The organism is Porphyromonas sp. CAG:1061 (assembly GCF_000435035.1).
Taxonomy (GTDB): domain Bacteria; phylum Bacteroidota; class Bacteroidia; order Bacteroidales; family Porphyromonadaceae; genus Porphyromonas_A; species Porphyromonas_A somerae.
The window spans coordinates 13172-24304 of the sequence record NZ_HF988916.1 but is presented as its reverse complement, the minus strand read 5'-3'; the positions used below and the strand labels follow the sequence as shown (position 1 = coordinate 24304).

Sequence of the window (11133 nt, the reverse complement as noted above, 5' to 3'; positions counted from 1 at the left end):
GGTGCAGTGCACTGAAGGGGCTGTGGAGCTGTGGGAGGTGCAATTTCCTAATAAGCGACGCACCACTATCCATGATTACCTCCTCGGCAATAGCTTTCCCGAGGGCGGGCGATTTATTTAGTTAGTTACACACTATATATATTAGGAATATGGTTAATCTACTTCTCAACATTGTTTGGTGGATCTGTGGCGGATTGGCTTCGGCCTTGGAGTACTTCACCGCAGGATTGATCTTTTGCGTCACCATCATTGGTATTCCACTCGGTCTGCAATCCTTCAAACTAGGAATGGTAATGCTCTTCCCCTTTGGGAGCGAGGTAACGCCCTCTAGCCGCAATCCTATTGGGCTTCTTGGCAATATCCTTTGGGCAATATTTGCGGGCATCTGGATTGCTATTACCCACGTAGCAATAGGGCTGCTCCTTTGTATCACCATTGTAGGTATACCATGGGGGACTAAGCACTTCAAGATGGCAAAGGTGGCTTTGTCTCCTTTCGGACGCGAAATCATTATTAACCCCTGATGTTGCGGGGCAAAGGTGCCATAGGGGTCTTTGACTCGGGATATGGAGGGCTGACCGTGCTTGGGGAGCTACGTAAGTGGTTGCCCCAATACGACTACCTCTACCTCGGGGATAATGCTCGTGCCCCCTATGGGTCGCACTCCTTTGAGCTAATCTACCGCTACACTCGCCAAGGGGTCGCTTATCTATTTAGCCAAGGGTGTCCGCTAGTGATCCTAGCTTGCAATACCGCTTCGGCACGAGCCCTCCGGCAGTTGCAGATGTGTGACCTTCCCAATAGTTCCGACCCTACACGGCGAATCCTTGGGGTGATACGTCCGACGGTGGAGTACCTCGGCCGATGTACTGAGCAACAACCGATGCAGGTGGGACTGGTAGCAACAGAAGCAACCGTTGCGAGCCACTCCTATCAGATTGAGATGGAGAAGTATGCTCCCAACGCCCACCTAGTACAAAAGGCAACGCCCCTTTGGGCGGCCCTTGTGGAGCGGGGTGAGATTGATGACAATGTGGGGGTCAATTACTTTATTCAGCGTGACCTCTCGCTTCTCCAGAGTGCAGCACCAAAAATGGAGGCACTGATCCTCGCCTGCACTCACTACCCGCTTCTGCTTCCCAGAATAGAGCAAGCTCTCCCCAAGGAGATCCAAGTAATCGCCCAGGGCGAGATCGTGGCACACTCTCTCCTCGACTACCTACGGCGACACCCAGAGATGGAGGAGCGACTCACCACCAACGGCGAGGCCCGCTACGCCACTACCGAGGCCGACCACCGCTTTGCCACCATGGCCGACTACTTTATGCAGGAGACGGTTTCCCCCGATCAAGTCACCCACATCTCCCTCACCTAGCTACGGAATTTATTGGGAAGGGGAGAGAGTTAAAATGGTATCTTTGTAGATATGAAAGAGAAAGGGCTACAGAAGCGACGCGATTGGCGCCAGTTATTGCAGATGGCGAAGACCTTTTTCCTCATTGGTGGCTTTACCTTTGGGGGCGGTCAGGCTATGATCCAATTGATCCGCACCGAAGTAGTGGATAAGTATGGTTGGCTAGAAGATAAAGAATTTATTGACCTCTTTGCAATGGCGCAGTCACTTCCAGGAATCTTGGCGGTGAATATTGCTATCTTTGTGGGGTACCGCATTCAGGGCTTCTTGGGGGCGCTGGTCTGTGCTTTTTTCGGTACCATGCCGAGCTTTGTGATCATTTTGTTGCTGGCGATGTTTGCCAGTGATGTGAAGGACAACCCCACGGTGGAGGCGATCTTCAAAGGGATACGCCCAGTAGTGGTTGCCCTCATTGCCGCCCCTACCATCACGGTATGGCAGGCTTTGGGACTTGGATGGAAGTGGGTGTGGATCCCTATTGTAGTGGCGCTGAGCATCTGGTTACTGGGGGTGAGCCCTGTAGCGGTGATTTTTATTTCGGCCTTTTTGGGCTGGTTCTACACCATATATATAGTTCGGTCGAAAGGAGGTGAGGAGAAATGATCTACCTACAGCTTATTTTGGTCTACCTCAAGATTGGTTTGGTAGGCTTTGGTGGAGGGTATGCGATGCTCTCCCTAATTCAGGAGGAGGTGGTGACCAACTATGGTTGGCTCACGATGCAAGAGTTTACCGACATTGTGGCGGTCTCGCAGATGACCCCTGGCCCTATAGGTATCAATAGCGCCACCTATATAGGCTATACCGTTACCGGCTCTGTGTGGGGCTCTGTTGCTGCCACCGTCTCGGTGATGATCCCCTCTTTTGTGCTGGTGCTGCTCATCTCCGTCTCCTTTGCACGCATTCAGAATAATCGGCACTTCAACGCTCTCTTTGTGGGGATCCGCCCTGCCGCTGTTGGACTGATTGGAGCAGCCTTTTTGCTTCTTCTGAATAAAGAAAACTTCGTGGACCTTACTAGTGTGATCCTCTTCCTCCTAGCCTTTGTGGCAGTGGTGATGAGGTGGATCCACCCTATCCTCGTGATTATCCTCGGCGGTATCGCTGGATACTTTATCTACATCTAACTAAGGCCCATTTTTACTCCGTAATGTGGCTGAAAATTAGTATCTTTGAGGTATCAGTAACTTATTGAAAATGACTAGAGCAATGAAGAGAATAACTATAATGACTGCCCTTTGCCTACTGAGTGCCCTCTCAGTGATGGCTCAGAAGGTGGGTGTACAGAGTAGTCGGTGTGAAGTAGGGCTACTATATCAGATCAGTTATCAGGCGAATTGGGGCGACTCCTATGCGGTAGTAGTGGAGGTGGTACCCGATCAACCTGCTGCCAAAGCGGGGCTAAAACCTGGGGATATTATTGAGACCATCAATGGGGTCAATACACAGGAGATGAGCGAAGAGGAGATCAATCGTGTGCTCCTAGATCCCAATGCGGGAAGTGTGCAGCTACAAGTGACCAATTTCGGGTACCGCAAGAAGCCGATCACTATCCGCAAACATTGCGTCCCCGCACAGGCGATCTCGGAAGCGATGTTGGCTCGGGCTTTCAATATGTATAGTGTGGAGGATGTGACTACTCGCCGGTTTACTATGCCTTTTAACTACCGTGCTCCCGAGCGTATTGACTTTGCACAGTATCGTAGCTTTAGCTTCGCTACGGGTCGTAGGCCGACGGTGCTGGAGCGTAATATCTACGAAGAGCTGGTACGTAAAGGTCTGAAGTATCAGGAGAAGGGGGGAGACTTGGTGGTGGCAGTGCAAGCTGACCTTGCCGTTAACCCCAACTACCGTGAAGGGGCTGAGAGTGACGTGGAGAAGGGTCTTAAGAATTATCGTTTCAACGCACACACTGGGGATATCCAGCAGTACCCTTTCCATAGCATCAACGCGCCTAGCTTCACAGGGTCGCACCTACTGACGATGGTGGTACAGATCTCAGATGCAAAGCAACAGAAGTTGATCTGGAGTGTGCAGGCAAGGGAGCGGCTCAATAGTGCCTATAGTGTGGAGACCTATGCCGATAACTTTGCACCGCTATTGCTCTCCAACTTCCCCTTTCTACGCTATATCTCCAACCCTACCTTTGTCATGCACAAAAACACCTATCGCTCTATCGGTATCTACCTTGATGCCGACGATTTACAGCGACTCCTCTGGGTGGAGAAGGGAAGTCCAGCAGAGCGAGCAGGGCTATTGCCGGGCGACCGTATCCTCACCATTAATGGCTTGCCACTGGAGGCCTCTGTAAAGGCGATGACCGATGGGTACCACGCCTTTCTGAAGAAGAGCCTACTGCTCCGCGACGAGGAGACTCGCTTCCCTAGTAGCGATGGCTTTGACGGCAATAAGTTTTGGCGACTAGATAAGTACAAGGAGATAGCTGAGAAGATGCAGAACCCTAAGTACAAGGGTGCCTTCACCTACCTCTTTAGCCACCGCCCATACGTCCACGAACCTATCATTGAGGATATTGTAGTAGAGATTAAGCGAGGTGATGAGGTGATCCCAATTGCGATGAAGCCAGTACTGAAGAAGGAGGACTATATCGAATTGATGTAATATGATGAAGAAGAATATACTGATATGTTGCCTGCTACTCGTTACTTTTTCAGTGGCATCAGCAACGGACTATAAAAGCCAGCGCCCAAAGGAGCAGGAGCGTCTCTTTTCCTCGCCCGTGATAGAGCGTGATATCGTGAGGGTTCAGGAGCTAATAACGCACGACAAACTCCGCTGGATGTTTGGCAACTGTCTGCCCAACACCCTAGATACCACCGTGCACTTCCGGCTAGATGACGCGGGATTGCCCGAGACCTTTGTCTACACAGGTGATATCGCCGCTATGTGGCTCCGTGATAGTGGAGCGCAGGTGTGGCCTTACCTGAGGTATGTGGGTGAAGACGACCACCTCCGCCAAATGATAGAGGGGGTGATCCGTATGCAGCTGAAGCAGATCAACCTTGACCCTTTTGCCAATGCCTTTCTTGATGGACCGATCATGTCAAAGTGGGCGGAGAGCGATGAGACGCAGATGCTCCCTGGTGTGTATGAGCGGAAGTGGGAGATTGACTCTCTCTGCTACCCAATACGCCTCGCCTACGCCTATTGGAAGGCGACGGGCGATAGCTCTATCTTCGATGCGACCTGGATAAAGGCAGTGGAGAATATCCTTGTCACTTTCCGTGACCAGCAACGCAAGGAGGGGAGAGGAAGCTACCGCTTTCTGCGGGTTACAGACCGTAGTACTGACGGTAAGAGCAACATCGGATGGGGCGAGCCAGTTTGCCCTGTAGGGCTTATCGCAAGTGCCTTTCGTCCAAGCGACGACTCCACCCACTTCCAGTTCTTAGTGCCTAGCAATTTTATGGCGGTCACCTCACTTCGCAAGATGGCTGAGATCCTAACCGCGGTCAACCATTTACCTGAGCTTGCAGCGGAGTGTTCCGCCCTCTCCAATGAGGTGGAGCAGGCACTCCAGAAGTATGCCGTTTACGACCACCCGACCTTTGGCAAGATCTATGCCTACGAGGTGGATGGCTTTGGCAACCACTACTTAATGGACGATGCCAATGTACCTAGTCTACTAGCAATGCCCTACCTAGGGGATGTCGCATTGGATGACCCTATCTATCAGAATACACGTCGCTTTGTGTTGAGTGAGCAGAATCCCTTTTTCTTCAAAGGGAGTGCCGGCGAAGGGATCGGCGGGCCACACATCGGATATGATATGGTGTGGCCGATGAGCATTATGATGAGGGCATTCACCTCAAAGGACGATGCAGAGATTGCCTATTGCCTACAGATGCTACTCGATACCGATGCTGGGACTGGGTTTATGCACGAATCCTTCCACAAGGATGATGCGACCAACTTCACCCGCGAGTGGTTTGCATGGCAAAACTCTCTCTTCGGAGAGCTGATCCTCCGACTGGTGGATGAAGGCAAACTCGACCTACTCAATCAACTCAAGTGATGCGACGACTCTCCCTTAGCCTACTGACCCTACTGATAGCTCTCTCTGCCACGGCACAGAGAGTCGATATCCGTCAGCTATTTCTCTCAATGCCACAGACCGTGATGCCCACTCTCAGCGAGGAGCGAAAGAAAGATCTACTAGCTCAGTACGATGCCCATAAGGAGGGGCGTATCTATACCCTAAAGGAGATCCCCAACTCCCTCACCAGCACAGCGTCAAATATCCGCACACTCACCCAAGACTACCTGGATCTGCAGCTGGATGAGATGAGTAGTATGCAGCTAAAGGTGCTACCAAAGGGGTGGCGAGGCTATATGATCAGTATTGTACTGACGAGTGAGGTAGTGCCATGGCAGTCGGTGCTCATCTTTTACGATAAGCAATGGCGGCGACTTGATACCTCGAGCTACTTCCGCTTCCCGCCACTAGCTCAGTTGGTGACCGACCCTGAGCTTCTGAATCGCAACAATACAAAGCGGGTGCTCTCGGAAGTCGGTACCCTCGCTTACAGCTATCAATGGTCACCAACGGAGCTGCTTTTATCAACCAAAGTCACCACTTTCGACCTACCGCTTTACCAAAAACTATATCCCGAAGCGGGACAATGGATAAAGCCAGATGGGGTGACCTATCAATGGAAGAGGGGACAACTAAGGAGCCAAAAATAAAACTGATATAGTATGTCTACAGAAGAAGCAAAACGCAAGAAGAAAGCACTCATTATCGTAGGGGCTATCCTACTGGCACTCCTGATAGCGGGTGGCATCTACACCATCCTTCGCCAGCGTCGCCAACTCACCGACATTCAGAATATCGCTGAGATCGAGAAGCAAGAGCTACAAGAGCAATACAACGAGGTGGCACTTCAGTACGAGGGCTTCAAGATAGAGGTGAGCAACGACTCCATCCTCCACCAGCTAGAGTCGGAGCAGGCCAAAGTACAACGCCTGATGGAGGAGCTACGGACAGTGAAGAGTACCAACGCAGCACGGATCTCGGAGCTACGCCGTGAGCTAGAGACGCTCCGCAAAGTACTCAGGCACTATGTGGTGCAGATTGACTCCCTCAATAGAGCCAATGCCGAGCTACGCACAGAGAATCAAGAGGTGAAGCGACAGATAAGCCAAGTGACCTCCGAGCGGACACAGCTACGGGAGGAAAAGGCGAAGCTAACCGAGCAGGTGACCCTTGCTAGCAAGCTCTCTGTCTCTAGCTTCAATGTACGGCGCCTCAATTCAAGAGGGCGGGAGACCAAGCGTATCCAGCAGATGCGTCAGCTAGAATTCCGCTTTACGATTGATAAGAATGTCACCGCCAAACCAGGCTTCCGCGACATCTATATGCGTATCATCACCCCCGACGAGGTACTTCTACAGAAGCCCGCCGAGAGCGGTCACTTCAATTTTGAAGGGGGCAAAGTACCCTACTCTATCAAGCGACAGGTGGAGTATGGTGGCGAGGCAACGACCCTCACTATGTACTGGGATATAGAGGAATATCTAGTAGAGGGCAACTACCGTGTAGAGATCTTTGCCGATGGCTACATCATCGGTCGATTTACCTTTGCACTCTAAGGACTCTACCAGCTATGCCAGACCCACAATACAATAGCCACAATAAGGAGGAATACCCACCGATGCACACCGCTGAGCACATCATCAATCAGGCTATGTGCCGTCTCTTTGATACCGAGCGGAGCATCAATGCCCACGTGGAGCGCAAGAAGTCGCGGCTAGACTTCCACACCACCCAACCAATGGGCGATAAGGAGGCCCAGCTACTCGAGGAGGAGGTAAATAGGGTAATCCGACAAGACCTACCCGTCACCTACCTCACCACCACACGCCAAGAGGCGGAGCAGTACGATGTAGACCTTAGTCGCATCCCCCACGACTCCTCGGAGGCGGTACGCATTGTGCAGGTGGGCGATTACGATACCTGCCTCTGCATCGGTAGCCATGTGGCACACACTCAGCAGATAGGGCGGGTAGAGATCTACTCCAATGCCTACGACCCTGAGCGGGCAAGGTGGCGTATCCGCTACCGCCTTTACGAGAGCGACTCCACATTTGATGAATAAATAAACACAGATTATATGATAAAGTTAAAGAGCCGATTCGATCACTTCAACTTCAATGTCTTTGACCTCGAGAAGAGCCTCCGCTTTTATGAGCAAGCACTTGGCCTAAAGGAGGTGAGGAGAAAGGAGGCCTCAGATGGCTCCTTTATCCTAGTATACCTCGGTGACGGTACCACCAGCTTTACGCTAGAGCTCACTTGGCTACGCGACCGCAAGGAGCCCTACAATCTTGGCGACCTCGAGTATCACCTCTGCCTTCGTGTAGAGGGCGACTACGACCAATGGCGAGAGTATCACCGCGAGATGGGCTGTATCTGCTTCGAAAATCACGAGATGGGTCTTTACTTTATCCAAGACCCAGATGGGTATTGGATTGAGGTACTTCCACTCAAGTAACCACTCAGCTCTATGGCACAGAAACCACCTATCGACCCCAAGCACAAGCTACAGATCAAGCGTCGGCTCCTCAAGATATACGAGAGCCTAGTCAGCAGGGATCTGATTGAAAACTATGCCGATCTTTCTGAGAAGTTGGAGATGAATATCTCCACCGTGCGAGGAGCCTTTAGCCTTGCTTCGGAGTATCTGTCGCATCGCTTCCTAGACCGCTTTTTGGAGGTCTATGGAAAGGAGTACTCAAGCGACTGGCTCTACGATGGTACCGGCAATATGAGGACCAAGCTAGAGGTGGATCCCGATGAGGCAAGTGGTGCTCGCTGGAAACGTGTCGCCTACGTGGTAGAGCAGGAGGGATACAGCGTGCAAGACTTTGCAAAGGAGATTGGTCTCACCCACCCTAGCACTATCTATAGAGCTTTGCAAAATAAGACACGGCCCAGCAACAATACCATGCAGCTCATCTACGAGCGCTTCCCTCAATATGGCAGAGAATGGCTCCTGTGGGGGCGAGGGGAAGTCTATATCAAGCCACTACAAGAGCCTGGGGTAGAGAGTGCAACGCCCTACAAAGTGGCGGAGATGATGAGCTTCCCCATCATACCTGATGCCGCAGTGGCTGGGCGACTTACGGGATACGGAGACCCCGATCCTGAAGGGTTGCAGACCCTTTCCGTCCCAGTCGATCGCAGGTACAAAGGTCGCTACTATATTTTCACCGTCCGAGGTGCCTCTATGGACGACGGCACCACCAATGCCCTTTGCGATGGGGATAAGGTACTTTGTCGCGAAGTGGCACGGGAGTATTGGTCACTAGGTCTACACCGTAAGAACTGGTACTACTTTGTCTTTGCCACCTACTCCGAGGGCATCATCATCAAAAAAGTAATCGACCAAGACCTCGAAAATGACACCATCACCTGCCATAGCCTCAACCCCGAATATCCCGACATCGTGCTTCACCTAAAAGACATCATAGGGGTATACAACGTAGTGGAACTGGTCAGCCGCTCCATGAAGTACTAACACCCAAATCCACCTCCAATACAGGTGGTTTTCAGCCCCCTTATAACCAACTGATAACCAACTCCCTACCAAGGCAAAAATTGAGATGCAACTAAGCAATTGGTTAGTTGCATCTCGTCATTTGCTTAGTTGCAACTCGCCGATCGCTTAGTTGCAACTCCACTTTTGCTCCCTTATACAGGTACCATTCATAAACACATAGGCCGAAAGGGCGATTGCCCCTTCGGCCTATTTTTGTTTACAGAGTGCTCTCTAAAGATTAGAGCTTAAAGGAGAGACCTACATTGGCATAAGAATATCCATATCCTAGCTCAAGGAACATACCCACCGTTGGGGTAAAGAAGTAGCGAGCACCAATGTGAGTACCCCAGTCAAAGTCGTGTGTCCACTTATTAATATCCACCCCTTCTTTCTTGTCTTTGTAGTGGTAACCGTAGGCACCGAGCATCAAGGAGAAATAGGTATCTAGCTCAGGGATAAAGTGGTAGTGCATCGCTACACGAGGGCCAACAACATACCCTAGAGTATGCTTGCCTAGGACCACACCACCGAGGGCACCTACAGAGAGGGCAGCATCAGGGCTTTGGAATAGATTATCTACCACACCATAGTCGTAAGAGGCGTAGATAGGGAGCGAACTGCTAGTGATACCAAGGCTACCAGATACGATGCTAGTACCTTTTTGCATTACATTCTGAGCATTGGCTTGTAGACCAAATAGAGCTACGACAGCCATTACTGCGAGGGCTAATTTTCTCTTCATAACATTTAATTTATTAGTTTATCTGATACTATTATCTACCACAAAGGTACTCTTTTTCTTGAAAATTGGTAGATCTTTCCCTTCTTTTCCTTCAACCGCCACTATCGGTTTATGGAAAAATAGGTATCTTTGTGTGATAGGAGAATGAATTATAAGGTAGAATTATGAGACGACTAACGAGGAAAATAGAGCAACTTCTCTACACTGAGGAGTGCGTAGTGGTACCAGGGATCGGTGGTTTTTTGGTGCATCACGAGCCAGCAGTGGCAGATGAACAGAAGGGGCTAATCTATCCAGGGCGCTGTCGCATTTCCTTCAATGCAGCACTGAAGGATAATGATGGGGTGCTGGTGAAGAGCTACAGCGATGCCTTTTCCTTTGGCTATCGCCGCTCCCTCTCTATTATGGAGAAGGACATTGAGGAGCTCCGAGCCCAACTACTCTCTAGCGGAGTAGTGGAGATCGGCGAAGTGGGCAAGTTGGTACAGTCGAAAGGGGAGATGAATCTCACCTTTATCCCCAATCCACACCACCCATTCTCTATCGACTACTACGGGCTACGCCCAGTAGCGATGCTACCTCGCCCCAAAGCGACCACAGAAGTGGCAGAGCGTCGGGCAGGGCTCAAGGGGCACATCTACTACCTACCTATCAACCTCAGGACCCTCGGTTATGGCTCAGTAGCTGCTGCAATGGTGGCGATGGCGATCTTCATTCCCAATCAAAAGCTACAGTCACCTAGCAACGTAACGCAATACCAAGCTGGTTTCCTCACAGAGCAGGTAGCGGAGCAGAAGGAGGAGCCTACACCAGTGGTGGAGGAGGTACAAGTACCGACCTTTGAAGGCTTCCGTATCACGGAGGGGACCGAGCAGCTAGGCCGCTACTATGTGGTGGTAGCAACGCTTCCAAATGAGGCTATGGCTCATAAATTTATCAATGAAAATAGCAACTACCTTCGCTTTGCCGATGAGGGCGGTGTACTGGTTTCGAGCCGTGGGCTACACCGCTTCTATGCCGCTAGCTTTGAGACAAGCGAGGAGGCACAAACCTACCTCCGTGAGCTAACGAAGGAGGAGGCCTTTAGCACCGCCTGGATCCATAAGCAATAATCGACCTATGGAGATCAGCAAGTTGGGAGCCTTTGGACTCCGCGACCATATCATTGAGGGGCTGGAGAAACCCCGCCACGCCTCTACGCTACTTGGCCCAACGGACGATGCCGCACTGGTAGCCCCCACCTCGGGAGGGCAACAATTGGTGGCGAGCCAATTGCTACTGGAGGGCATCCACTTCGACCTTGTCTACTTTCCTCTTCAATACTTAGGCTTTAAGGCAGTCACCTCGGCCGTGTCGGAAATCATTGGCATGGGCGGAACGCCACGACAACTAACACTCTCCCTTGGCCTTTCACA

At 51.2% G+C, this 11133-nt stretch carries 14 protein-coding genes and 1 pseudogene; 14 read left to right on the top strand and 1 reads right to left on the bottom strand.

All coding sequences use genetic code 11. The annotated features are described in order from the left end of the window. The 12 genes and pseudogenes from QVO39_RS05030 to QVO39_RS04975 form a co-directional block, all read left to right on the top strand. A pseudogene (locus QVO39_RS05030) lies at window positions 1-121 on the top strand (methionyl-tRNA formyltransferase); the annotation flags it as partial. A gap of 28 nt (window positions 122-149) precedes the next feature. Next, window positions 150-524 (top strand): YccF domain-containing protein, encoded by a 375-nt coding sequence (locus QVO39_RS05025; RefSeq protein ID WP_021903271.1) that lies wholly within the window; start codon window positions 150-152, stop codon window positions 522-524. Continuing rightward, on the top strand, window positions 524-1375 hold the full coding sequence (gene murI, locus QVO39_RS05020) for a glutamate racemase (protein WP_021903270.1): 852 nt from the start codon (window positions 524-526) through the stop codon (window positions 1373-1375). Before QVO39_RS05025 ends, murI begins: the two co-directional genes overlap by 1 nt. 51 nt (window positions 1376-1426) lie before the next feature. Then, window positions 1427-2017 (top strand): chromate transporter, encoded by a 591-nt coding sequence (locus tag QVO39_RS05015; protein ID WP_018027490.1) that lies wholly within the window; start codon window positions 1427-1429, stop codon window positions 2015-2017. Further along, the gene (locus tag QVO39_RS05010) at window positions 2014-2541 is read left to right on the top strand and encodes a chromate transporter (RefSeq protein WP_021903269.1); all 528 of its coding nucleotides are present in this window, start codon (window positions 2014-2016) and stop codon (window positions 2539-2541) included. Before QVO39_RS05015 ends, QVO39_RS05010 begins: the two co-directional genes overlap by 4 nt. Window positions 2542-2623: 82 nt before the next feature. After that, window positions 2624-4036, top strand: coding sequence for a PDZ domain-containing protein (locus QVO39_RS05005; protein ID WP_288171785.1), 1413 nt, complete (start codon window positions 2624-2626; stop codon window positions 4034-4036). Between the two features lies 1 nt (window position 4037). After that, entirely contained in the window at window positions 4038-5450 is a 1413-nt protein-coding gene (locus tag QVO39_RS05000; RefSeq protein WP_288171784.1) for a glycoside hydrolase family 125 protein, read from the top strand. After that, entirely contained in the window at window positions 5450-6121 is a 672-nt protein-coding gene (locus QVO39_RS04995) for a DUF3256 family protein (protein WP_021903266.1), read from the top strand. The genes QVO39_RS05000 and QVO39_RS04995 overlap by 1 nt, the downstream gene beginning before the upstream one ends. Before the next feature lie 12 nt (window positions 6122-6133). Beyond that, entirely contained in the window at window positions 6134-7027 is an 894-nt protein-coding gene (locus tag QVO39_RS04990; protein WP_021903265.1) for a DUF8429 coiled-coil domain-containing protein, read from the top strand. A gap of 14 nt (window positions 7028-7041) precedes the next feature. Further along, on the top strand, window positions 7042-7533 hold the full coding sequence (locus QVO39_RS04985; protein ID WP_021903264.1) for an alanyl-tRNA editing protein: 492 nt from the start codon (window positions 7042-7044) through the stop codon (window positions 7531-7533). A gap of 18 nt (window positions 7534-7551) precedes the next feature. Next, a complete protein-coding gene (locus tag QVO39_RS04980; protein ID WP_288171791.1) occupies window positions 7552-7929 on the top strand; it encodes a VOC family protein in 378 nt (125 codons plus the stop codon). A 12-nt stretch (window positions 7930-7941) separates the two neighbouring features. Then, on the top strand, window positions 7942-8955 hold the full coding sequence (locus tag QVO39_RS04975) for a S24 family peptidase (RefSeq protein WP_021903262.1): 1014 nt from the start codon (window positions 7942-7944) through the stop codon (window positions 8953-8955). 259 nt (window positions 8956-9214) lie between these two features. Here QVO39_RS04975 and QVO39_RS04970 read toward each other — a convergent pair whose 3' ends face one another. Continuing rightward, window positions 9215-9718, bottom strand: coding sequence for a hypothetical protein (locus QVO39_RS04970; protein WP_018027499.1), 504 nt, complete (start codon window positions 9716-9718; stop codon window positions 9215-9217). Window positions 9719-9882: 164 nt separating this feature from the next. Here QVO39_RS04970 and QVO39_RS04965 point away from each other — a divergent pair, with 164 nt between their 5' ends. Together QVO39_RS04965 and QVO39_RS04960 are read left to right on the top strand one after the other, a co-directional pair. After that, window positions 9883-10830, top strand: coding sequence for an HU domain-containing protein (locus QVO39_RS04965; protein ID WP_021903261.1), 948 nt, complete (start codon window positions 9883-9885; stop codon window positions 10828-10830). A 7-nt stretch (window positions 10831-10837) separates the two neighbouring features. Then, window positions 10838-11133 (top strand): AIR synthase related protein (locus QVO39_RS04960; protein WP_288171783.1); only part of this gene is annotated, 296 nt, incomplete at its 3' end.

What these genes read in the sequence shown, in the direction of transcription:
- QVO39_RS05025 (WP_021903271.1), top strand. Translation starts at nt 150, where the DNA reads ATGGTTAATCTACTTCTCAACATTGTTTGGTGGATCTGTGGCGGATTG.
- murI (WP_021903270.1), top strand. Translation starts at nt 524, where the DNA reads ATGTTGCGGGGCAAAGGTGCCATAGGGGTCTTTGACTCGGGATATGGA.
- QVO39_RS05015 (WP_018027490.1), top strand. Translation starts at nt 1,427, where the DNA reads ATGAAAGAGAAAGGGCTACAGAAGCGACGCGATTGGCGCCAGTTATTG.
- QVO39_RS05010 (WP_021903269.1), top strand. Translation starts at nt 2,014, where the DNA reads ATGATCTACCTACAGCTTATTTTGGTCTACCTCAAGATTGGTTTGGTA.
- QVO39_RS05005 (WP_288171785.1), top strand. Translation starts at nt 2,624, where the DNA reads ATGAAGAGAATAACTATAATGACTGCCCTTTGCCTACTGAGTGCCCTC.
- QVO39_RS05000 (WP_288171784.1), top strand. Translation starts at nt 4,038, where the DNA reads ATGATGAAGAAGAATATACTGATATGTTGCCTGCTACTCGTTACTTTT.
- QVO39_RS04995 (WP_021903266.1), top strand. Translation starts at nt 5,450, where the DNA reads ATGCGACGACTCTCCCTTAGCCTACTGACCCTACTGATAGCTCTCTCT.
- QVO39_RS04990 (WP_021903265.1), top strand. Translation starts at nt 6,134, where the DNA reads ATGTCTACAGAAGAAGCAAAACGCAAGAAGAAAGCACTCATTATCGTA.
- QVO39_RS04985 (WP_021903264.1), top strand. Translation starts at nt 7,042, where the DNA reads ATGCCAGACCCACAATACAATAGCCACAATAAGGAGGAATACCCACCG.
- QVO39_RS04975 (WP_021903262.1), top strand. Translation starts at nt 7,942, where the DNA reads ATGGCACAGAAACCACCTATCGACCCCAAGCACAAGCTACAGATCAAG.
- QVO39_RS04970 (WP_018027499.1), bottom strand. Translation starts at nt 9,718, where the DNA reads ATGAAGAGAAAATTAGCCCTCGCAGTAATGGCTGTCGTAGCTCTATTT.
- QVO39_RS04965 (WP_021903261.1), top strand. Translation starts at nt 9,883, where the DNA reads ATGAGACGACTAACGAGGAAAATAGAGCAACTTCTCTACACTGAGGAG.